A 21,210-nucleotide genomic window follows, 5' to 3' on the forward strand; every position below is an offset into this window, starting at 1 on the left:
CTCGCACCCGCACACCACGGAGAGAAACCATGGGCACCACCGTCTTCGAACGTCAACAGCCGTCGCCGTCCGTCATCGACGACTCCCTCCGCGACACCGCGCTGCGGGTGTTCTGGCTCGACGACGTCGACCGGCCGACACATCCGCGGCTGAACGGCACGGTCCGCGCCGACCTCGCCATCGTCGGCGGCGGGTACGCCGGACTGTGGACGGCGGTGCGCGCCAAGGAGCGCGACCCCGAACGCCGCGTCGTGCTGCTCGAGGCCTCGCGCATCGCCTGGGCGGCCTCCGGCCGCAACGGCGGCTTCTGCGAGTCGAGCCTCACACACGGACACGAGAACGGCGTGAACCGCTGGCCAGAGGAGATCGACCGCCTCGAAGAGCTGGGACACGCGAACCTCGACGCCATCGGCGAGACCGTCGAGCGCTACCGGATGGATGCGGAGTTCGAGCGCACCGGACAGCTGGCCGTCGCCATCGAGCCCCACCAGGTGGAGTGGTACCGCGATGAGCCGGGCTTCCTCGACCGCGCAGCGGTGCAGGCCGAGGTGCACTCCGAGACGTTCCTCGCCGGCGACTGGGACCGCGACGGCTGCGCGATGGTGCATCCGGCCAAGCTGGGTGTGGAGCTGGCCCGCGTGGCCGCCGACCTGGGCGTCGAGATCTACGAGCACAGTCTGGTCCGCGCCATCGAGGGCGACGGATCGGGACCGATCACGCTGGTCACTGCGAACGGCCGCGTGATCGCGGATGCCGTGGCGCTCGGGACGAACGTCTTCCCCTCGCTCCTCAAACGCAACCGCCTGATGACCGTGCCCGTGTACGACTACGTGCTGATGACCGAGCCGCTCTCCTCCGAGCAACTGGCCTCGATCGGCTGGTCGAACCGACAGGGGCTCGCCGACAGCGCGAACCAGTTCCACTACTACCGGCTCACGGGCGACAACCGCATCCTGTTCGGCGGCTACGACGCCATCTACCACTTCGGCGGCAAGGTACGTGCGGAGTACGAGGACCGCATCGAGAGCCACCGCAAGCTCGCCTCGCACTTCTTCACGACCTTCCCGCAGCTGGAGGGTCTGCGCTTCACACACCGCTGGGCCGGGGCCATCGACTCGTCGAGCCGCTTCTGCGCGTTCTTCGGCACCGCCCGCAAGGGCCGCGTGGCCTACGCGACCGGCTTCACCGGGCTCGGCGTCGGGGCCGCACGCTTCGCGGCCGACGTCATGCTCGACAAGCTGTCCGGTGAGGAGACCGAGCGCACCGCGCTGCGGATGGTGCGTGAGAAGCCCATCCCATTCCCGCCCGAGCCTGCCGCCTCGATCGGCGTCAACCTCGTCCGCGCCGCGATGAACCAGGCCGATCACAACGAGGGCAGGCGCAACCTGTTCCTCAAGACGCTCGACGCCGTCGGCATGGGCTTCGACTCGTGAACGGTCTCGCCGCCGGGGCGGGACTGGATGCCGCAACCCTGCCTCTGGCACACGAGTCACTGCCTGCGGATGAGGTGCTCGCCGGCGCGCCCACGACCGCCGCGCAGGAACTCGCGACACTCGGCGGGACCGAGATCGGCGTCTGGGAGATGACCCCCGGCACCGCGACCGACACCGAGGCCGACGAGGTGTTCGTCGTGCTGTCGGGCCGCGCCACGATCGCGTTCGCCTCGTCCGGACTGCCCGACCTCGAGGTCGGTCCCGGCTCGGTCGTGCGCCTCGCCGAGGGCATGCGCACCACCTGGACCGTCACCGAGACCCTCCGCAAGATCTACATCACCTGACGCGCTCGAATCGCGCGAAGGGCTGCATCCCCGGACGAGATGGAGCCGTTCGCGCGATTCGAAGGCGAGAGATCAGCCTTTCCGAAGGAACCAGACGCGGCGCTCCTGATCGCGCCGCAGCCAGGGCAGGAACGCCCACCACAGCAGGAGCGCGACCGCCGCGCCGCCGATCAGTCCGGCGCACGTGTCGGTGAACCAGTGCGCGTTGATGAGCGTGCGCTGCCACACCATGCCGACGGCCAGGAGCACTCCGAACACGATCCAGACGCGGCGCGCCCAGACCGCGGATGCCGGGATCAGTGCGAGCACCGTGATGATGATCGCGGCCATGCTCACGGAATGTCCGGACGGGAACGAACCGTGGTCGACCTGCACGAGCGGTCCGAAGAGTCCGCCGGCCACGTCTTCGGCCGGGCGCGGCCTGTCGACGAGATTCTTCGTGAGCTGCGACAGCAGCCCTGGGCCGGTGAGCTGCACCGCGATCACGAACAGCGCGGAACGCCAACGCCCCATCAGCGACAGCACCAGCGGGAGGAGGATCATCATGAGCACCGCGCCAGGGAGCTGACCGAGATGCTGGAACATCTGCGCCAGCACGAAGCCGGGCAGCGTCGATTCCGGTCCGACCCCGACACCTCTGCGCCACAGCTCGTCGAGGCCCTGCGTCCACGGCGCATCGGGCGCTGCGAGCACGCCGATCGCGAGAGCCACGAACACCGCGAGCAGCCCGAGAGCGGTCCACAGCATCCACCGAGGGCGCGGCGAAGCCACCGGTCGGGTGGCATCCCCGACCGCGACAGCCGTGGTCACGACGGCGTTCCCAGCAACGGCCACACGGAGGCGTAGGCGTCGGACATGTCGCGGGTCGGCACGTCGTAGACCCGCGCGATGCCCTTCGATCCCTGGTGACGCGGCCAACCGGGGTCTCCCCCGACGATGAACGCGACAGCGGCGCCGTGCACCTCGTCAGCCAGCTCCTGCGGCGGGTTCGGACCCGCGAGCGGCTCCATCGCCGGACCGTCGAGGCAGTCGAAGAAGAACGGCACATCGAGGCAGTGCTCGGCGAAGCCGAAGTGTCCGGACGGCCACGAGAAGCGGTACAGCCAGGTGGGAGCGGCGCCGCGGTCGGCGACGATCTTCAGCAGCGCCGAGCGGAACATCCGGTCCGTCAGCAGCCGACCGCCCACCCGGGCGTTGCCGAGTCCGGTGATGTCGGCGTTGGCGGCGAGGTACTGCCGACGCGCACTCTTCGGCAAGCCGAGCTTGTTCAACAGCAGCGACCTCGGCACCCAGCGCAGCTTCTTCTCGGAGCCTGCGAAGACCATCGTGAACTCGTCGTCGGTCGCACCGATCACGAGCGGCTTGTCGGCACCGACACCGGCGCGGAGGGCCTCACGCGTCGGGCGTGGCATCAGGTCGCCGTCGACGGCCGGACCGAGCGGAAGGCCCTCTTCGACCACACTCCCGAGCGAATCAGGACCGAGCTCGGTCGCCTTCTTCTGCAGTTCGAGGATGCGGTCCTCGGACAGCGTCGAGAACCCGGCCACGGTGGGCGCGACCCGGGCCGCTGCGGCGAGTCCGCGCCCGAAGGCCTCGGCGCGGGCCGGAGCCACGTCGGCGAGCGCACCGGAGATCGCGTACACGCCGTGGAACAGATGCTGCGCCTTCTCCATGCCGAGCAGGGTCAGCACGGCTCCTCCGCCGGCGGATTGCCCGGCGATCGTGACGCGCGACGGATCCCCGCCGAACTCGGCGATGTTCTGCTGCACCCATTCGAGGGCGAGCAGCCAGTCGCGCACGCCCCGGTTCGAGGGGGCATCCTCGATCCAGCCGAAGCCGTCGAAGCCCAGGCGGTAGGAGAGCGACACGGTCACGACGCCGTCACGGTTGAAGTTGCGGCCGTCGTACCAGGGACTCGCGGGTGAGCCGGCGAAGTATCCGCCGCCGTGGATCCAGACGAGAACGGAAAGACCGGCGCCCTGCGCGGCAGGGGTCGGGTCCGGCGTGAAGACGTTCACGTTGAGCGTCGAGTCGCCCTCGACGCTCGGTTCGGGGATGAGCGTCACACCGGGGTCGCCGCGCTGGGCCGTGGCGGCGAACTCGAGCGCATCGCGCACTCCCTCCCACGGCGCTTTCGGCACGGGCGCCTGAAAACGCAGCGCGCCTGTCGGCGCCTCCGCGAACGGGATGCCCAGGAACGCCGCCGACCGCGGATTCCCGCGCCCGCCCGTGGTCGGGCGCCAGCGGCCCCGCACCCGTCCGGCGGCCGTGGCCACCTCGACGAAGTCGGCGGTCGTCTCGAAGTCGGTATCCGTCATCACAGCATTCTCCTGCTCATTCCCGGTCATCAGCGCACTCCCTTGATCGGCGCGGTCGCGACGGCGGCGAGGATCACGAACACGATCGCGAAGACGAAGAGCATCGCGTAGCCGCCGACGGACGTGATGATGACACCGCCGATGGCGGGACTCAACGCCTGCGGCACATTGGTCGCGACGTTGAGGATGCCGAGATCCTTACCCGCCGAGACGCCCTCGTTCGGCAGCACCTCGGTCATGAGCGCCGCATCCACCGACATGTACAGGCCGAAACCGACGCCGTTGATGATGCTCATCAGGACCATGCCGGTCATGTTCGGCTGCAGCAGCGGCATCGCGAGGCCCGCGACCATCACGGCGGAGGCGGCGTAGATGAACACCTTGCGGCGCCCGACCCTGTCGCTCCACCACCCGGAGAGGGCGATCGCGATGAGCGTCGGGATGAAGGCCACGAGTGTGAGGGTGACGACGGCCCCCTGGGCATCCGCGAGTGGCAGGCCGATGTAGTCGGTGAGCATGTACAGCTGATACGCGCTGACGACGAAGTAACCGAGGATCAGCAGGAACCGCGCGGCGAACGCCCAGGCGAAGTCCGGGTGACGGCGCGGGTCGATCCAGAATCCTCGGAAGAATGCACCCCAGCGGAACGCATCCACGGCCGCGTGCTTCGACGACCAGTCGCGGTTCACGAGTGCGAACAGCAGTGCCGCCACGATCACGGCACCGCCGAACACCGCGTAGCCGATGCCGATCTGCGCGGCGAATGCACCGGCGAGCATGATGCCGACGGTCATGCCGACCTGCGTGCCGAGTCCGATCATCGCGCTCGCCCCGCCGCGCTTCGAACGCGGGAACCGATCGGCGGTGATCGCGGTCAGGGGCGCCTGGAAGAAGTTCAGCGCCACCTGGATGATCACCCAGAACACCGTGATCCAGAGGATGTCGGTCAGCGAGCCCAGCCCGAACAGAAAGATGCCGCCGATGATCGCGCCGAGCACCATCCACGGCACGCGGCGTCCGAAGCGCGAGCGCGTGCGGTCGCTCAACGCCCCCACGATCGGCTGCGCGAACAGCGTGAACACGAAGGAGATCGTGGTCACGACGGCGAGGTTGCCGACCTTGTTCGCCTCGTCGATCATCAGGATCTGACTGGGAAGAAGAATCGCGATGAGTCCGCCGTAGGTGGCGAACAGCGTGAGGGAGGCGATCAGCAGGCTGGGCAGCAGCCGCCGGTTCGCCGGCGGACTCGCCGCCGGCTCCCCCGCTTCGGGCGGGACGGCGCGGATGGTGCCGGTCGGCGCCAGTTCGGCGGCGGGGTCGAGCGGGGACACGGACATGTCGGCTCCTCGTTGAGCGGAATGTTGAGCGGAATGTTGAGCGGATCTGATCAATACCAAACGGCATTCGGTATTCACCCGACATGCTGACAGATCGTCTCCACCCTTCGCAAGTCATTCACGAACGTTGTTTGGTTTTTGTGATCCGGTCGTGACGGTTACCCTGGAGCCATGGCGACACGAGGGGCGTATGCGAAGGGTGTCGCGAAACGCGAGGAGATCCTCGAGGCCGCCCTCGCCGTCGTCGCGGAGCACGGATACCGCAAGGCCTCCGTACGCGAGATCGCGGATGCCGCCGGACTCAGCCCCGCGGGACTCCTGCACTACTTCGGCAGCAAGGAAGAGCTCTTCGTCGCGATCCTCCGCGCCAGAGACGACCGCGACGAGCAGGAATACGCGGGCGAAGACGCCTCCTCCGCGTTCCTCGCGGTCATGCGCCACAACACCTCGGTACCCGGTCTCGTGCAGCTCTACGCACAGCTGGCCGCCGAGGCCGGAGACCCCTCCCACCCCGCCCACGCCTATTTCCGCGAGCGCACCGAGCGGGTCGAGGCCTTCACCCGCGCGCAGGTCGCCGAAGACCAGAAGGCCGGACGGATGCGCGACGACCTCGACCCCGCCTGGGTGGTGCGTACTCTGCACGCCCTGGCCGACGGGCTCCAGGCCGCGTGGATGCTCGATCCGTCCCTCGACATGGCCGCCGAGATCGAGCAGTTCCTGGTTCTGCTGCGTCCGGCCTGACGACCCGCCTCAGTCGAGCGTCGTCGCGACGGCGTGCGGCATTCGGGCCCTCATGATCCGGACCGCCTCGGGGTTGTCGTCGACGAGCACGGCGTCGCGGCCGAGCGCCGAGGCGACCGCTCCCGTCGTGCCACTCCCCGCGAACAGATCGAGCACCCGGTCGCCGGGGCGACTCGACGCCGTGATGATACGCCGCAGGATCCCCTCAGGCTTCTGCGTGGGGTAGCCGGTCTTCTCCCGTCCGGTCGTCGGCACGATGGTGTGCCACCAGACGTCGGTGGGGAGTTTGCCGCGCGCGGCCTTCTCGGCCGTGACCAGCCCGGGCGCCATGTAGGGCTCGCGGTCGACCTCGTCGGAGTTGAAGACATACTCCCGTGGGTTCTTCACGTAAACCAGGATCGTGTCGTGCTTGGTCGGCCAGCGGCTGCGCGACTTGGCGCCGTAGTCGTACGCCCAGATCAGCTCGTTGAGGAAGCAGTCCCGTCCGAAGACCGCGTCGAGCATGACCTTCGCGTAGTGCGCCTCGCGATAATCGAGGTGCAGGTACAGAGTGCCGTCGTCGGCGAGCAGCCGCCAGGCCTCCTCGAGCCGCGGCATCAGGAAGGCGCCGTAATCGTCGAAGCGGTCGTCATAGGCACGCAGCATCCCGCGTACGCGCTCGTACGCATGGCCGTGGAAGCCGTGCCGCACCTCGGTCCCCGGCTCGGACTCGCCGGCACCCGGTGCAGAACTCAGGACGACCGGCTCCGTGTTCCCGGTTCGGACGGCTGCCGTGCCTGAATCCGCGCTCTCCTCCTGAGTCATGAACGTCCGCCGCGCAGTGACCACCTGCCGCTCCTGCGTGCGGCCGGTGTTGAACGGCGGATCGAGGTACACCAGGCTGAAGGACCCGGAGGGCAGGGTCGCCGCGACGGCGAGGTTGTCGCCCTCGACGATCGTCACCGCCCCCGGCACGACCGGCGCGATCACCGGCATGACGTCAGGCGCCACGCCCTGCGGGTCCGCCGCGGCGGGAACAACCGGGTCCGGCGCCGTCACGGCACCCGATGCAGCCACGCCTCGGTGGCGAACTTCGACTCGACGAGCGCCTCGGCGTCGGCGTACTCGTCCGCAGAGATCGAACCGGTCTCGGCATGGGTCAGCGAGCGGAAGGTGTCCTTGAAGCGCTCGATGATCTCGGCGCGCTCGAGTCCGGTCTGGCTGCGCAGCGGATCGACGCGCTTGGCGGCGGATGCAGTGCCCTTGTCGCTGAGCTTCTCGCGGCCGATGCGCAGCACCTCGGTCATCATCTGCCCGTCGATGTCGTACGAGAGGGTGGCGTGGTGCAGGACGCCGCCGTTGGCGAGGCGCTTCTGGGCGGCACCGCCGATCTTGCCGGTCGGGCTCGCGATGTCGTTGAGCGGCTGGTAGACCGCGTCGATGCCGAGCGAGCGCAGCGCCTGCAGCACCCAGTCGTCGAGGAAGGCGTAGGAGTCGGCGAAGGTCATCCCCGCGACCAGGGATGCCGGCACATAGAGCGAGTACGTGATGATCTGCCCGGCGGCCATGAGCATCGCACCCCCGCCGGAGATGCGGCGGACCACGTCGAATCCGTGCTTCGCGGCACCCTCGGGGTCGACCTCGTTGCGGTACGACTGGAACGAGCCGATCACCACGGCCGACTCGTCCCACTCCCAGATGCGCAGGGTGGGTCGGCGGCGCCCTTCGCCCACGCGGGAGGTGAGCACCTCGTCGAGGGCCAGGTTCATGCGCGGCGAGACCGCCTTCTCGTGCACGATCTCCCAGTCGAAGTCACGCCACCCCGGGGCGGTCACGAGTGCGCGGCGCACCGCGGTGCCCACGGCCTCGGGTGTGAAGCCGAGCAGCTGAGCCCCGTCGGGGAGGGCTGCGCGCACCGCGGTCGCGATCGCGGTCGCATCGGACTCCACGGGCAGCCCATCGACCGCGGCGTTGATGTCGTCGAGCGCCGAGTCGGGTTCGAGGAAGAAGTCTCCGGCGAGGCGGAAGCGCGAGATCCGGTCGTCTTCGATCTCGAGGTCGACGACGACGAGCTTTCCCCCTGGGACCTTGTATTCACCGTGCACGGTTCCAGCTTAAGGCGCGCAGCCCTCGTTCCGGCGGTCAGCCTCCGAGCACCACCACGCGCTCTCCCGCCCTGATCGGCGTCGAATACCTGTTGCCGGCGGGCGGCAGCGGGCACACGAACTGATCCGAGAACGCACACGGTGGCAGGTAGGCGCGGTTGAAGTCGATCACGGCCGTGCCGTCGGCGGCGGGTTCGTCGACAGGGAGGAAGCGGAAGCGGTAGGTCTCGAGCCCGTTCGTCCCGTCGGCGAACACCGCGCTCAACGCGCCCTGAGCGCTCCTGGTCACGGTGAGCGTCTGCGGCGCCCCCGCCAGCTCGAACCGCAGCCGCCCGGCGACGGGAGTCTCGCGCGCATCGCCGTCGACCGAGGTGATCACGATCCGCTCGTCCGGGGTCTCCTCGAACACGGCCGGCAGCCGCCAGCGCTCATCGGGGGCGTAGGCGTCGATCGCCGTGAACCACTCGCGCTGCGGGCGCGCCGGATTCAGCACACGCAGGGCGAGCGTGCCGTGGCGCTCGAACACCCGCAGCTCACGCCGGCCGAGACGGATGCTCTCGCCTCCGCGCAGCACGACGGTGGATCCCGCCTGGCCGAGCTCGCTGCCACGGATACCCCCGTCGCCGGTGAGCGCCCAGAGCCCGGGGATGCCGTCGACGGCCGCCGCTTCGGTGATGAGCCAGTTCGTCGACTCGAGCGCCGACGGACCGTACTCCGAGCCCGCATAGCGTTCGCGTGACGCGTGCCAGTCTTGCCAGTCCTTCACGAAGCTCAACGGAGCGCTCCCTCCCGGCGAGGGAACCGCACAGCGGGGGCTCTCCTCGCTCATGCGCGGAATATTGCCCCGAATCTACGGGGGCTCCGCGGCCGGCGAGGCGGTCGTGTCACACGCCTTCACCGCGCGTAACGCCGCGTCATACCGGCATCGTCGGAAAGATCTCACACCGAGACCCACGCTCTCCGCCGACACCCATGTTCACGTACGCGCGCCACGGTGGGTATGGGCGCGGGCCGTGGGTCTCGCCGATGGCGACGTGAGTCTCAGCGCGCGGGGATGTGCGTGTCGAGCCAGGCGAGCACGTCGGCTCGCACCTCTTCCTGCTGCAGCTCGGCGAAGATCTCGTGCCGCGCATCCGGGTAGACGAGCGTCGTGACGTCGGTGAGACCGGAACGGCTGCGGTACTCGTCGGCGAGCTTGTGCACGCTGCGGGGTCCACCCACCGGGTCGTCGCGACCCACGAGCAGCAGCATCGGGATGTCGTGTCCCAGGTCCTTGGCCGGACGACCGTAGAGCTTCGCGGCCTCGATCGGGCCGAAGAGCTTGAGCAGTGGCACGTCGGTGGTCAGCGGATCCTCATCGAACGCGGCCCAGACGGCGGGGTCGCGGCTGAGCCATTCGAGACCGGTCGCGCCCTCGCCTGCCCAGCGCGCGTTCAGGGGCGCGGCGTTGAGCGACCCCGGCATCCGCAGTGCCGAGCCGGAGAGGATGACAGCGTCCCAGGCTTCCGGGTGGTCGTTGACGAGCATCTGCGCCAGGAACGAACCCCAGGAATGACCGAGCAGCACGAGGGGCAGATCGGGGTTCTCGTCGCGGATGATGCCCGTCAGCTGCCAGACGGCGTCCTCGGCCGCGCGCAGCCCGCCCTTGCCCAGACGGCCGAGCTTCTCCGGGCCGCCGTGCTGACGGATGCCGGTGCGACCGTGTCCACGATGGTCATCGGCGTAGACATGGAAACCGGCAGCGGTGAGCGCCGCGATCAGCGCGCCGTACCTCCCCGCGTGCTCGCCGACGCCGTGCAGCAGCTGCACCACGCCGCGGGGAGTCCCCTCGGCGGGATGGACGTCGTAGACGATGTCGACGCCATAGGCATCGGTGAACTCACGGGTATCCATCACGGTGCGAGCCTACCCATCACGCGAGAGGGCGGCTACCGGGCGAGGCGGGCGGCTACCGCGCGAGGGCATCCCGGATCGCGAAGGCGATGTCGCGATCGGTGACCTCGTATCCGCCGACCCCGTCGGAGGCGGAGCCCATGCGCACGCCGCCGTCCTGGGTCACGGCGCGCTTGGCGGAGAAGTGGATCGCATCGACCCCCGCCGCCGCCAGAGCTGGGGCGCTGGCCACGTCGACGCCGCTGCCCGCCATGATCTCGATCTCGCCCTCGGCTGCGGCGACGAGGGCACGCAGCGTGTCGATGCCGTCGATCGCCGCGGACGCTCCCCCGGACGTGAGCACACGACGCAGGCCCAGCTCGCGGGCGCTCTGCAGTGTCGCGACAGGGTCGGCCGTCACATCGATCGCACGGTGCAGCGTGGCGGGCGCTCCCCCGGCCGCGTCACGCAGACGCGCCATCGCGAACAGGTCGAGACGCCCGTCGGCATCCAGGGCACCGATGACCACACCGGAGGCACCGGAGGCGATCGCACGGCGCACGTCGAGCTCGGCGACCGCCAGCTCGTCGTCGTCGTAGTGGAATCCACCCGCGCGTGGGCGGATCAGCACGTGCACCTCGGGGCCGTCGGCTCCTGCCGCCTCGACGGCGAGTTCGAGCGTCGCCGGCGACGGGGTGAGTCCGCCGAGGGCGAGGGCGGTGGCGAGTTCGACGCGTGCAGCGCCGACCTCCTTGGCGATCCGCACTCCGGCGGGGTCCTGCACGGCGATTTCCAAGGCGAGCGATCGGGTCACCCCTCCATTGTGCCCGCTCTCCTGCCGGCATCCGGAAAATTAGATAGGCTATCTAAGTAATGTCTGCGTCTGATGAATCCCTCGACCTCACCGCCACAGACCTTCGCATGGCCACGTTCCGGCTGGCCCGCCGCCTTCGCTGCGCCCGCGCCGCCGACTCGATGAGCGACGCGCAGCTGGCGGTGCTCGCCGACCTGCGCATGAACGGACGCCGTACGATCTCGACCCTCGCCCAGCGCGAGCGCGTCACCGCACCGTCGATGACCAGCACGATCAACGGCCTCGAAGAGCAGGGCTTCGTCGTGCGCACCCCCGATGAGGACGATCGCCGCCGCGTGCAGGTCGACATCACCGAGGCCGGCAGCGAGATCGTCGTCGAGACCATCCGCCGTCGCGACGAGCTGCTCGCCGACATGCTGCGCGAGGTCGACTACTCCGAGGCCGAGCTGACCACGCTGCGTGAAGCCAGCGCCCTGATGAGGCGGGTGGTGGAGCGATGAGCGCCATGTTCCGCTCCTTCGCGAACATCAACTACCGGATCTGGTTCGCGGGCGCCCTGATCTCCAACGTCGGCGGGTGGATGCAGGCCACGGCGCAGGACTGGGTGGTGCTCACCGAGCTCACCGACAACGACGCCACCGCGATGGGCGTCACGATGGCCCTGCAGTTCGGGCCCCCGCTCGTGCTCGTGAGCCTGACCGGGTGGGTGGCCGACCGCTTCGACCGGCGGCACATCCTGTTCGCCACCCAGTCGGCGCTGCTCGCCCTCGCGATCGCGGTCGGCGCGCTGCTGCTCGGCGGCCTCATGACCCTGCCGATGATGTTCGGCTTCGCCCTCGGATTCGGCATCGTGAACGCGTTCGACGCTCCGGCTCGACAGGCGTTCGTCTCCGACATGGTCTCCACCGGCGACACCTCCAACGCGGTGGCCCTCAACTCCGCGTCGTTCAACCTCGCCCGTATGGTCGGACCCGCCGTCGGCGGCCTGCTGATCGTGGCGATCGGCTCGGGCTGGGTGTTCATCGTGAACGCGGCGACGTTCCTGGCGATGCTGCTCGCCCTGCTGCTCATGCGCCGCAGCCTGCTCGCCCCACGTCTGAAGAACCGCAATCGCGGGGGGCTCGCCGACGGGTTCCGGTACGTGTGGGGGCGCAGCGACCTGCGCGTGGTGTTCGTGACGGTCTTCCTGATCGGCGCCTTCGGCATGAACTTCCCGATCTTCGCCTCGACCATGGCGCTCGAGTTCGGCGCGGGCGCCGACGGCTACGGCGTGCTCAGCTCGGTACTCGCGATCGGATCCCTCATCGGGGCGCTCCTCGCCGCCCGGCGCGATCGCGCCAGAGTGCGCGTGGTGATCCTCGCTGCCGGAGGTTTCGGCGTCGCCGCGTTCGTGTCGTCGGCCATGCCCACGTATGCCTCCTACGCCGTCACTCTGACCTTCACCGGCTTCATGATCGTGACGCTGCTCACCACCGCCAACGGCTACGTGCAGATCACGACCGACCCCGCTCTGCGCGGACGCGTGCTCGCCCTGTATATGGCCGTCATCATGGGTTCTACCCCCATCGGGGCCCCCATCGCGGGATGGGTCGCCGACACGTTCGGCCCGCGGGCCGCGATCATGCTCGGTGGCACGGCCGGGTTCGTGGCCTGCGCGATCGGGGTGATCTGGGTCGCGACCTCCGGCCGACTCCGCCGGGACGAGAACCGCCGGTTCCTGCTCACGCTCGACGAGACCCGCCCGCTTCGCGTGATCGAGGTCGACCCGATCGAGTTCAGCGACGAGGCCGCCGTGACCACGCCGATCCGCACCGCCGAGAAGCGCGACCTCGGAGACTGACCCTCGTCGCGGGATTTGTCAACGCCCTGCACGACCCGGGGCGACCGGTCGTACCGTCTGTGCATGGACGAGAACACGGAACGCACCCCCCATCCGCAGGATCCGGCAGAGGGCGCGCCCGGCGTCGGAGCACCGGACGAAGACTCCGGCCAGGGCGACGGCACCGGCGGCGCCATCCAGGGCGACAGCTCGCGCGGCGAATCCACGGGCGGCGCCATCCAGGGCGACGCCGGCCAGGGCCATCGCGCAGCGCTCGGTGGCGACGAGCACACCGAGGATCAGCTCGACGCGGACAACGCCGCCGAAGAGGACACCCTCAAGACGCTCGATCCGGATTCCCCGCCCGCCTGAGCGTGCACGAAGGCAACGCCACCGCCAGCCGTCCATCCCCAGAGACGGCCCTCCCCCGCGGTGGCGTTGCTCGTGTCGCGTCGAGCCGCGCGGGTAGGGTTCTGCGCGTCGGGCCTAGGCGCCCAGCACGAGCTTGAGCTGCTCCACCGCCCAGTCGAGCTCGGTCGCGCGGATCACGAGCGGCGGAGCGATGCGCACCGTCTGTCCGTGCGTGTCCTTGACGAGCACGCCGCGTTCGAGCAGCTTCTCGGCGATCTGACGCCCGGTGCCCTTCGCGGGATCGATGTCGACGCCGGCCCAGAGCCCGGCGATGCGCACGGCCGTGACGCCGTGCCCGATCAGCGGCTGCAGCGCCTGCTCCAGGTGGGCGCCGAGTGCGCGCGCCCGCTCCTGGAACTCACCGGTCTGCAGCATCTCGACCACGCGCAGGCCCACGGCCGCGGCCAGCGGGTTGCCGCCGAACGTCGACCCGTGCTCGCCCGGTCGGATGACGCCCAGCACGTCGGCGTCGCCGACCACGGCGGATACCGGGAGGATGCCGCCGCCGAGCGCCTTGCCCAGGAGGTACAGGTCGGGCACGACGCCTTCACGATCGCACGCGAAGGTCTCGCCCACGCGGCCGAGCCCCGCCTGGATCTCGTCGGCGATGAACAGCACGTTCTTCTCGTCGCAGATCTCGCGGATGCGGCGGAGGTAGCCCTCCGGCGGGATCACGACACCGGCCTCGCCCTGGATCGGCTCGACCAGCACGGCCGCCGTGTCGTCGGTGATGGTCGCGGCGATGGCATCCGCATCTCCGTACGGCACCACATCGAAGCCCGGCGTGTAGGGGCCGAAGTCGTCACGCGCCGTGTCGTCGTCGCTGAAGCTGACGATCGTCGTCGTGCGGCCGTGGAAGTTACCGGCCGCGACGATGATGCGCGCCTTGCCCTCGGGGATGCCCTTGACGCGATAACCCCAGGCGCGGGCGACCTTGATGCCGGTCTCGACGGCCTCGGCACCGGTGTTCATCGGCAGCACGAGATCCTTGCCCGCCAGCTCCGCGAGCGCCGCGGCGAACGGCTCCAGCCGGTCGCTCTGGAACGCACGGCTGACGAGCGTGACCCGGCCGAGCTGCTCGGTGAGCGCGGCGACGAGGGCCGGATGCCGGTGGCCGAAGTTCACGGCCGAGTACGCCGCGAGCAGGTCGAGGTAACGCTTGCCCTCGACGTCGGTCACCCACGCACCCTCCGCGCGGGCGATGTTCACCGGCAGCGGGTGGTAGTTGTGGGCGACGTGCGGCTCGGTGCCCGCCTCTCCCGCCGTGGCCGCTGTTCCCGGGGTCGCTGTTCCCGTGGTCTCGTCGACCGCGGTCACTTCGCACCCCGCAGCTCGAGCGTGCAGCACTTGATGCCGCCGCCGCCGAGCAGCAGCTCGGACAGGTCCACCATGATCGGGTTGTAGCCGCGCTCGCGCAGCTGCTTCTCGAAGCCCTTCGCCCTCGGCGAGATGACCACGTTGTAGCCGTCGCTCGCCGAGTTCAGGCCGAACACCGAACCGTCCTCGTCAGAGACCAGGATCGCGTCGGGGAAGCGCTCCTCGAGGATCGCACGGCTGGCGTCGTCGAAGGCGCCGGGGAGGTAGGCGATGTTCGCGCGCTCCGGGCCGCCGTTCTCCACACCCTGCACCGGATCGAGCACGGCGATCGCGGTGTCGAGGTGGTAGAAACGCGGGTCGACCAGGTTGAGCGACACGACCTCGCGCCCGAAGACCTCGCCGACCTCGCGGTGGCTGTCGCCCGTGGAGCGGAAGCCGGTACCGGCCAGGATCACGTCGCCGACGAGCAGGAAGTCGCCCTCGCCCTCGTTGACCTCCTTCGGCATCACCGTGTCGTAGCCGGCGGCACGGAACCAGTCGGCGAAGGCCGGCGACTCGCCCTGACGCTCGACGAAACGGAACTCGGGCACGTAGGCGCGACCGTCGATGAGGAATCCGCCGTTGGCCGTGTAGACCATGTCGGGGTAGCCGGGAAGCGGCTCGATGAGCTCGACCTCGTGGCCCAGCTCGATGTACAGGTCGTGGAGCTTCTGCCACTGCGCGACCGCGTTGGCGGTGTCGGTGGGCTTGGTCGGCTCCATCCACGGGTTGATGGAGTAGTTGACCGTGAAGTGCTCCGGCTTGCACATGAGATAGCGGCGGTGGTGCGCGGTGCGGGCGGGGGCGGTGGAGACGGCGGCTTCAGGCGTCGACATGGGTGCTCTCCTCGTGGGACGGGCGCGGCGGACGCTGTCCAGGGGCCCGGCGGTCCTTCGACCCTTCGCTCGATCGAGCGGGCGTCGGGGAAGATGCGACTCGGGCACGCCGAGGTCCATTCTGTCACCCGCCCCCTGTACGCCGCCAGAGCGCCGACCGTTCCCCTCCAACCCCGCCCCGCCCCTCCCCGTCCCATCTCCGTCCCCCATCTCCGTCCCCCACCCCCGTCCCATCTCCGTCCCATCCCCCGACCCCGTCCCCCGACCCCCGGCCCCCGGCCCCCGATCGCTCCGGTCGCACTTTCTGCCGCCGAAAGCGTCTGAAGGCGGCAGGAAGTGCGACCGGAACACGCAGAGGGTGCGACCGGAACACGCAGAGGGTGCGACCGGAGGGTCAGAGGGCGGAGCCGGTGACCACCAGCTTGCCGACGGTGTGGCCCGCCTCGAGACGGGCGAGAGCGGCGGATGCCTCGGCGAAGGGGTACTCCCGCTCGATCACGGGAACCACGCGGCCATCGGCGACGAGTTCGAGGAGCTTCGCCAGCACCTCGGGACGCGGCGTCGCGGCGAGTGGTCGGATGCTCCGCGAGCCGATCGACAGGAACACCGCGCGGAGCATCCGCGGGATCGGGCCCAGCACGTGTCCCCCGTCGCCCGTGACCAGCACGACCGTGCCGCCGGGAGCCACGAGACGCTTCAGCTCCCGCAACGGCATCCCTCCGGCGATGTCGACGATCGCATCGAATCGGCCGTCCGGCAGCGCACTCAGGGGCGACGTCCGGTGGTCGAAGGTGCGCACGGCACCCAGCTGCTCGATCAGCGGTGCGTTGCGGTCACGGCAGGACGCCCAGACCTCGGCGCCGCGGAGAGCTGCGAGCTGCACCGCGAACGTGCCCACCCCTCCGGAGGCACCGATGATCAGCACTCTCGGCGCGCCATCGGCGCGAGCACGTTGCGTGAGGCCGACGCCCGCGAGGTCGAGCGCCTGCCAGGCGGTTCCCCCGGCCACCGGGAGGCACGCGGCGGTCTCCGGGACGATATCGATCGGGACGGGAACGAGCCGCGCGGCGGGAACGCTCACGTACTCGCCGAGACCTCCGCCGCCGACGAGCTCACCCACCACGTCTTCGCCGATCTCCGCGCCCACGACGTCGGGTCCGACGGCGACCACGGTGCCCGCGACCTCCATCCCGCGCACCGGGTGCTTCGGGCGGGTCAAGCCGAACACCGGACGCACGAGCAGCGGATCGCCGAGCAGGAGGCGCACATCGCCCGCGTTCAACGCCGTGGCGCGCACCCGCAGCAGCACCTCGCCGCGGCCGGGCGTCGGAACCGGGATGCGCTCGAGGGCGACGCCGTCGGCCGGACCGTACGTCTCCCGACGCCACGCCTTCATCGAACGGCTCATGATGATGCTCCTGACGTGTCGGGGTATTCGAAGATGTCGTCGAGCCCCACGCCGAACGCGCGGGCGATCTGGAAGGCGAGTTCGAGTGTCGGCGAGTACTTCTGCTGCTCGATCGCGATGAGGGTCTGGCGCGTCACGCCGACCGTGCGCGCGAGCTCGGCCTGGGTGAGTCCGGCCTGTTCGCGATGCGCGCGGATGGTGTTCGAGACGCGGGTGGGCTTGACCATCAGACGAGGCCCCGCCGGTAGGCGACCACCCGGGCGATGCCGCCGATGAACGCCGACACCGCGAAGCCCGCGAACATGGTGTTCGCGATCCAGAAGACATCGGCGCCGACGGCGCACAGCGCGATGACCCCGAGACCGGCGATCACGACGAAAGCCTGCTCCACTCGGCCGCCCATGCGGCTGATGTCGCGGTCGCGGATGTCGGAACGGCCGACACCGTCGGGCTCTCTCAGCCCCGCGATGATGCCCCACCCGACGCTGAGGATGATCGTCGCGACGATGCCGCCGCCGATCACCCACAGCATGAGCGGGAACCAGTCGACAGCGGTGAGCGGCCCTCCCCCGGCCTGCTGGAGCACCAGCACGACGTAGACGACCATCACGATCGGGCTGACGATGAGTCCCGCCCAGGCATTGCGCTCTTCGTAGACCATGACGACTCCGATGTAAAAGATTATTGACACGCTCAGCGTACGTCCGTCGGTGAGGTGTGTCAAGAATTCTTTACACCAGGCTCAGATCACGTCGCTGCTCCACGGGTCGAGGTTGCCGTAGCGGTGGGCGGTGATCGAGATCGACTGCTCGTGCACGAACGGCAGCAGCTCGATGCGGGCGGCGGCCGTCACCTCGCCGTCGTACACCGCCAGGTCGGGGTCGCCGGCGGAAGCCGTGGCGAGCTTCGCGCGAAGGGCGGCGACACCGTCCCGCCCGCCGACCAGCCGCACCCGATCGCTCACCGGCAGCGCGACGCCCTCGGGTGCATCGTCCTGTCGCTGCAGCCGCTGCAGCCACTCGTCGTCGCTCTCCAGGAACACCGGGGCATCCAGGTCACCGAGAGCGCGACGCACCTCGCCGGGCACCCCGACCGGGGTCGAGATGACGAACTTCGCCCCTGACCGCACACCTGCGATCACGACGCGCAGCAGATCCTGCAGTGCCGCATCGTCGGTCGCGCGGACCTCGACCGGCACCGGGCGATAGCGGAACAGGTTGCGCTCGACGCCGAGACGCGAGACATCACGGACCTGCCCGAACTCGCGGTCCCAGGCCAGCGCATCCGACAAGGCCGAGCGCCGCAACCACTCGAACGACTCGTAGGCGAGCGACGACTGGGCCGCCTCGATGAGGGCGGTGATGCGGGAGTCGAGTCCCCGCAGATGCAGCGTGCTGGAGGCCGGCCCTCCCGGCAGGGAACGCCAGGACCCCAGACCGATGAGGTAGTTCGGGCCGCCCGCCTTGGCACCGGGGCCGACGGAGGAGCGCTTCCACCCTCCGAACGGCTGGCGCTGCACGATGGCTCCGGTGATGCCGCGGTTCACGTAGAGGTTGCCCGCCTGCACACGGCCGAGCCAGAACGCGAGCTCCTCCGGGTCCTGGGTGTGGAGTCCTGCAGTGAGGCCGTAGGCGACGGCGTTCTGCATCTCGACGGCGCGCGCGAGCGTCGGCGCATGCATCACGCCGAGCACCGGCCCGAAGAACTCCTCGGTGTGGAAACGCGACCCCGGCTGGACGCCGACACGCACCCCGGGCCGCCACAGACGTCGGCTGCCGTCGTCACCCGCCGCGAGCGACGGTTCGATCAGCCATTGCTCGTCGCCCTCCAGCTCGCTCAGCGCCCACGCGAGCTTTCCGGTCGGCTGGTCGATCACCGGGCCCACCTCGGCCAGCGGATCGGTGGGCTGCCCGACGTGCAGCGACCGCACGGCGTCGGCCAGCTGGCGCGCGAACCGGGCGGAGCGTCCGACCGGTCCCACGAGGATGGCGAGCGAGGCCGCCGAGCACTTCTGCCCGGCGTGTCCGAAAGCGCTCTTGACGAGGTCGGCGACCGCGAGATCGAGATCCGCCGAGGGGGTGATGATGATCGCGTTCTTGCCGCTGGTCTCCGCGAGAAGCGGCAGATCGGAGCGCCAGGAGCGGAACAGCGCCGCCGTGTCCCACGCGCCGGTGAGGATCACCCGGTCGACGGCGTCGTGCGTGATGAGCTCGCGGCCGAGCTCCCCCTCCTCTATGTCGACGAGCGCGAGCAGGTCGCGCGGCACCCCCGCCTGCCACAGGGTCTCGGCGATGACGGCGGCGCAGCGGCGGGCCTGCGGAGCGGGCTTGAAGACGACACCCGAACCTGCGGCGAGCGCGGCGAGCACCCCACCCGCGGGGATCGCGAGGGGGAAGTTCCAGGGCGGCGTGACGACGGTGACGGATGCCGGAACGAACACGGCGCCGGCGATCGCGTCGAGCTCGCGCGCCTTGGCGGCGTAGTAGCGGGCGAAGTCGACGGCTTCGCTGACCTCGACGTCGGCTTCCGCCAAGACCTTGCCCGTCTCGGAGGCCGCGACCTCGATGAGGTCCCCTCGCCGCGACTCGAGTGCGGCCGCCGCACGCAGCAGCACCTCGGCCCGCTCGGCAGCCGGCCGCCCACCCCAGGATGGAGCGGCCCGGCGCACGCCCTGCACGATCCGCTCGAGATCCTCGGGATCGGACACCCGTGCAGACGCGATCGTGGCGTCTCCCAGATCGGAGGCGGCGATGCGCTCGCGCACCTCGCGTGCCCACTCCCGGTTCGCGGGGAGAGCAGGATCGGTGTCGACCGTGTTCGAGAAGCCCGGAGCGCCACCGGCATCCTGGTCCAGCTCGCGCGCCGAGTACACGGCGGTCTCGAGGAACGCCTCGCGCCCGCCGTCGTCGGATCCGCGCGAGATGCCGAGCACCGCCTTGGTGAGGTCGGTCTCGGGCACCGGGGCTGCGGGTGCCGTCCGCACGGACTCGTGCACGGGCGCGCTGCGGTCCTGCATGCGACGCGGGCCGATGCGGAGCGTGGCGTCGGCCGACCTGTCGAGCGCATCGAGGAAGCGATCCTGCTCGCGCACGAACAGCGCCTCGTCCTCTCCGAGCCGGAACGCGGCGGAGAGGAAGTTGTCCGACGAGGCGTTCTCCTCGAGCCGGCGCACCAGATAGCTGATCGCCACATCGAACTCGGCGGGCTCGACCACCGGCACGTACAGCAGCACGGGGCCGACCTCACGCGAGACGGCCTGCACCTGCCCCTGCGCCATGCCCAGGAGCATCTCGAACTCGACGGCCTCGCGCACCCCCCGTTCTCCGGCGAGCAGCCAGGCATAGGCGATGCCGAAGAGGTTGTGCCCTGCGATGCCGAGCTTCACGGCCGCGGTGTGCTCGGGCTGCAGAGCCCAATCCAGACAGCGCAGGTAGTTCGCGTCGGTGTCGAGCTTGGTGTCGTAGGTCGCGGGCGTCCACCCGTGCATCCGGGCCTCGACGTTCTCCATCGCGAGGTTCGCCCCCTTCACGAGGCGTACCTTGATGCGGGCGCCGCCGTGCGCGACACGGTCCCGCGCCCAGGCGGTGAGCTCCTGCAGGGCGGGCAGGGCGTCGGGCAGGTAGGCCTGCAGCACGATGCCCGCTTCGAGCCCGGCCAGGCGCGGGTCCTCGAGGATGCGCGTGAAGACCGCGATCGTGAGGTCGAGGTCGCGGTACTCCTCCATGTCGAGGTTCAGGAAGGTGCCGTCGGCCGCCGCCGTCAGGTACAGCGGGAGCAGTCTTTCGACCACCTCGTCGACGACCTCGTCGAACGCCCACATGGAGAGGTGGCTGATGATCGCCGAGACCTTCACCGAGACGTAGTCGACATCGGGACGCCGGATGAGCGCATGGATGCCGTCGAGCCGTCGCCGCGCCTCCGCCTCGCCGAGCACGGCCTCGCCGAGCAGGTTCAGGTTGAGACGGGAGCCGCTCTCCCGGATCCGCTCGATCGCCGCCCCGAGCTTCGCGGGTCGCACATCCACCACGAGATGCCCGACCATGTCACGGAGCACCCGACGGGCGATCGGCACGACGGGTGACGGCAGGACCTGCGCGACACCACCACCGAGACGCACGGCCGAGCGCAGGTACCAGGGCAGGAACTCCGGCACGATCGGGGCGATCCGGTGCAGCTGCGAGGCTGCGGCGGTCAGGCTCTCCGGGCGCATGACGCCGTCGACGAAGCCGAGGGTGAACGGCAGCCCGTTCGCGTCCTGCAGCACGCCCGCGAGCCGTGCGGCCGCGGGGTCGGGTTCGATCGCCGCGGCCTCGATCGCCCACCGCCGAGCCAGCTCGACGGCACGGTCTGCGAGGGGTGCGGATGCCACGGCATCCGGCGGGAGGTCTGCCATGGATTTCAGCCTAGGTCTGGAGCAGGATCCTCCCGCCGTTCGAA

20 protein-coding genes are annotated in these 21,210 nt (G+C 69.9%); 6 read left to right on the top strand and 14 right to left on the bottom strand.

Going from position 1 to position 21,210, the window contains the following annotated elements:
- Window positions 1–29: 29 nt before the first annotated feature.
- Complete coding sequence (locus tag MST3598_RS15430; RefSeq protein ID WP_029259857.1) at window positions 30–1,433, top strand: NAD(P)/FAD-dependent oxidoreductase; 1,404 nt, start codon at window positions 30–32, stop codon at window positions 1,431–1,433.
- Window positions 1,430–1,777, top strand: a complete 348-nt coding sequence (locus MST3598_RS15435) for a cupin domain-containing protein (RefSeq protein ID WP_021200290.1) — start codon at window positions 1,430–1,432, stop codon at window positions 1,775–1,777. Before MST3598_RS15430 ends, MST3598_RS15435 begins: the two co-directional genes overlap by 4 nt.
- A gap of 72 nt (window positions 1,778–1,849) precedes the next feature.
- On the opposite strand, the gene MST3598_RS15440 is transcribed toward MST3598_RS15435, so the two are convergent.
- Genes MST3598_RS15440 through MST3598_RS15450 form a run of 3 tightly spaced genes read right to left on the bottom strand, consistent with a single transcriptional unit; the run spans window position 1,850 to window position 5,432 of the window.
- Window positions 1,850–2,587 carry a phosphatase PAP2 family protein gene (locus MST3598_RS15440; RefSeq protein WP_051671139.1) on the bottom strand — a complete coding sequence of 246 codons (738 nt, stop codon included), beginning with the start codon at window positions 2,585–2,587 and terminating at the stop codon, window positions 1,850–1,852.
- Window positions 2,584–4,095, bottom strand: a complete 1,512-nt coding sequence (locus MST3598_RS15445) for a carboxylesterase/lipase family protein (protein WP_036271723.1) — start codon at window positions 4,093–4,095, stop codon at window positions 2,584–2,586. The genes MST3598_RS15440 and MST3598_RS15445 overlap by 4 nt, the downstream gene beginning before the upstream one ends.
- A 29-nt stretch (window positions 4,096–4,124) precedes the next feature.
- Window positions 4,125–5,432, bottom strand: a complete 1,308-nt coding sequence (locus tag MST3598_RS15450) for an MFS transporter (RefSeq protein ID WP_021200293.1) — start codon at window positions 5,430–5,432, stop codon at window positions 4,125–4,127.
- Between the two features lie 171 nt (window positions 5,433–5,603).
- Between MST3598_RS15450 and MST3598_RS15455 the strand changes: the two genes are divergently transcribed.
- Entirely contained in the window at window positions 5,604–6,173 is a 570-nt protein-coding gene (locus MST3598_RS15455; protein ID WP_021200294.1) for a TetR/AcrR family transcriptional regulator, read from the top strand.
- Window positions 6,174–6,182: 9 nt separating this feature from the next.
- Here MST3598_RS15455 and MST3598_RS15460 read toward each other — a convergent pair whose 3' ends face one another.
- From MST3598_RS15460 to MST3598_RS15480, 5 genes are all read right to left on the bottom strand, one after another.
- Window positions 6,183–7,148 carry a site-specific DNA-methyltransferase gene (locus tag MST3598_RS15460; RefSeq protein WP_036271722.1) on the bottom strand — a complete coding sequence of 322 codons (966 nt, stop codon included), beginning with the start codon at window positions 7,146–7,148 and terminating at the stop codon, window positions 6,183–6,185.
- Window positions 7,149–7,207: 59 nt separating this feature from the next.
- On the bottom strand, window positions 7,208–8,257 hold the full coding sequence (locus tag MST3598_RS15465) for a lipoate--protein ligase family protein (protein ID WP_029259853.1): 1,050 nt from the start codon (window positions 8,255–8,257) through the stop codon (window positions 7,208–7,210).
- A 37-nt stretch (window positions 8,258–8,294) separates the two neighbouring features.
- Window positions 8,295–9,086: a DUF1684 domain-containing protein gene (locus MST3598_RS15470; protein WP_231494475.1), complete on the bottom strand. Its 792-nt coding sequence runs from the start codon at window positions 9,084–9,086 to the stop codon at window positions 8,295–8,297.
- Window positions 9,087–9,298: 212 nt separating this feature from the next.
- Entirely contained in the window at window positions 9,299–10,150 is an 852-nt protein-coding gene (locus MST3598_RS15475; RefSeq protein WP_029259852.1) for an alpha/beta fold hydrolase, read from the bottom strand.
- A gap of 55 nt (window positions 10,151–10,205) precedes the next feature.
- A complete protein-coding gene (locus MST3598_RS15480; RefSeq protein ID WP_029259851.1) occupies window positions 10,206–10,943 on the bottom strand; it encodes a copper homeostasis protein CutC in 738 nt (245 codons plus the stop codon).
- A 59-nt stretch (window positions 10,944–11,002) separates the two neighbouring features.
- Between MST3598_RS15480 and MST3598_RS15485 the strand changes: the two genes are divergently transcribed.
- The 3 genes from MST3598_RS15485 (at window position 11,003) to MST3598_RS15495 (ending at window position 13,134) form a co-directional block, all read left to right on the top strand.
- On the top strand, window positions 11,003–11,443 hold the full coding sequence (locus tag MST3598_RS15485) for a MarR family winged helix-turn-helix transcriptional regulator (protein WP_021200300.1): 441 nt from the start codon (window positions 11,003–11,005) through the stop codon (window positions 11,441–11,443).
- A 5-nt stretch (window positions 11,444–11,448) separates the two neighbouring features.
- Window positions 11,449–12,783: an MFS transporter gene (locus MST3598_RS15490; RefSeq protein ID WP_029259850.1), complete on the top strand. Its 1,335-nt coding sequence runs from the start codon at window positions 11,449–11,451 to the stop codon at window positions 12,781–12,783.
- Between the two features lie 63 nt (window positions 12,784–12,846).
- Entirely contained in the window at window positions 12,847–13,134 is a 288-nt protein-coding gene (locus MST3598_RS15495; RefSeq protein WP_021200302.1) for a hypothetical protein, read from the top strand.
- A gap of 114 nt (window positions 13,135–13,248) precedes the next feature.
- Here the strand turns inward: MST3598_RS15495 and rocD are convergent, their stop codons facing one another.
- The 6 genes from rocD to MST3598_RS15525 form a co-directional block, all read right to left on the bottom strand.
- The gene (gene rocD / locus MST3598_RS15500) at window positions 13,249–14,490 is read right to left on the bottom strand and encodes an ornithine--oxo-acid transaminase (RefSeq protein WP_051671137.1); all 1,242 of its coding nucleotides are present in this window, start codon (window positions 14,488–14,490) and stop codon (window positions 13,249–13,251) included.
- Window positions 14,487–15,365: a dimethylargininase gene (gene ddaH, locus MST3598_RS15505; protein WP_021200304.1), complete on the bottom strand. Its 879-nt coding sequence runs from the start codon at window positions 15,363–15,365 to the stop codon at window positions 14,487–14,489. The genes rocD and ddaH overlap by 4 nt, the downstream gene beginning before the upstream one ends.
- Before the next feature lie 394 nt (window positions 15,366–15,759).
- Entirely contained in the window at window positions 15,760–16,773 is a 1,014-nt protein-coding gene (locus MST3598_RS15510; RefSeq protein ID WP_029259525.1) for an NAD(P)-dependent alcohol dehydrogenase, read from the bottom strand.
- Window positions 16,770–17,000: a helix-turn-helix transcriptional regulator gene (locus tag MST3598_RS15515; RefSeq protein WP_021200351.1), complete on the bottom strand. Its 231-nt coding sequence runs from the start codon at window positions 16,998–17,000 to the stop codon at window positions 16,770–16,772. Before MST3598_RS15515 ends, MST3598_RS15510 begins: the two co-directional genes overlap by 4 nt.
- Entirely contained in the window at window positions 17,000–17,434 is a 435-nt protein-coding gene (locus MST3598_RS15520; protein WP_029259524.1) for a hypothetical protein, read from the bottom strand. The genes MST3598_RS15515 and MST3598_RS15520 overlap by 1 nt, the downstream gene beginning before the upstream one ends.
- Window positions 17,435–17,515: 81 nt before the next feature.
- On the bottom strand, window positions 17,516–21,166 hold the full coding sequence (locus MST3598_RS15525) for a proline dehydrogenase family protein (RefSeq protein ID WP_029259523.1): 3,651 nt from the start codon (window positions 21,164–21,166) through the stop codon (window positions 17,516–17,518).
- Between the last annotated feature and the right edge of the window lie 44 nt (window positions 21,167–21,210).

Origin of the sequence: Microbacterium sp. TPU 3598 (assembly GCF_002356155.1) — a bacterium.
GTDB lineage: Bacteria > Actinomycetota > Actinomycetes > Actinomycetales > Microbacteriaceae > Microbacterium > Microbacterium maritypicum_A.

What these genes read in the sequence shown, in the direction of transcription:
- MST3598_RS15460 (WP_036271722.1), bottom strand. Translation starts at nt 7,148, where the DNA reads ATGCCGGTGATCGCGCCGGTCGTGCCGGGGGCGGTGACGATCGTCGAG.
- MST3598_RS15525 (WP_029259523.1), bottom strand. Translation starts at nt 21,166, where the DNA reads ATGGCAGACCTCCCGCCGGATGCCGTGGCATCCGCACCCCTCGCAGAC.
- MST3598_RS15430 (WP_029259857.1), top strand. Translation starts at nt 30, where the DNA reads ATGGGCACCACCGTCTTCGAACGTCAACAGCCGTCGCCGTCCGTCATC.
- MST3598_RS15445 (WP_036271723.1), bottom strand. Translation starts at nt 4,095, where the DNA reads ATGACGGATACCGACTTCGAGACGACCGCCGACTTCGTCGAGGTGGCC.
- MST3598_RS15510 (WP_029259525.1), bottom strand. Translation starts at nt 16,773, where the DNA reads ATGAGCCGTTCGATGAAGGCGTGGCGTCGGGAGACGTACGGTCCGGCC.
- MST3598_RS15520 (WP_029259524.1), bottom strand. Translation starts at nt 17,434, where the DNA reads ATGGTCTACGAAGAGCGCAATGCCTGGGCGGGACTCATCGTCAGCCCG.
- MST3598_RS15455 (WP_021200294.1), top strand. Translation starts at nt 5,604, where the DNA reads ATGGCGACACGAGGGGCGTATGCGAAGGGTGTCGCGAAACGCGAGGAG.
- ddaH (WP_021200304.1), bottom strand. Translation starts at nt 15,365, where the DNA reads ATGTCGACGCCTGAAGCCGCCGTCTCCACCGCCCCCGCCCGCACCGCG.
- MST3598_RS15490 (WP_029259850.1), top strand. Translation starts at nt 11,449, where the DNA reads ATGTTCCGCTCCTTCGCGAACATCAACTACCGGATCTGGTTCGCGGGC.
- MST3598_RS15515 (WP_021200351.1), bottom strand. Translation starts at nt 17,000, where the DNA reads ATGGTCAAGCCCACCCGCGTCTCGAACACCATCCGCGCGCATCGCGAA.
- MST3598_RS15475 (WP_029259852.1), bottom strand. Translation starts at nt 10,150, where the DNA reads ATGGATACCCGTGAGTTCACCGATGCCTATGGCGTCGACATCGTCTAC.
- MST3598_RS15470 (WP_231494475.1), bottom strand. Translation starts at nt 9,086, where the DNA reads ATGAGCGAGGAGAGCCCCCGCTGTGCGGTTCCCTCGCCGGGAGGGAGC.
- MST3598_RS15485 (WP_021200300.1), top strand. Translation starts at nt 11,003, where the DNA reads ATGTCTGCGTCTGATGAATCCCTCGACCTCACCGCCACAGACCTTCGC.
- MST3598_RS15450 (WP_021200293.1), bottom strand. Translation starts at nt 5,432, where the DNA reads ATGTCCGTGTCCCCGCTCGACCCCGCCGCCGAACTGGCGCCGACCGGC.
- MST3598_RS15495 (WP_021200302.1), top strand. Translation starts at nt 12,847, where the DNA reads ATGGACGAGAACACGGAACGCACCCCCCATCCGCAGGATCCGGCAGAG.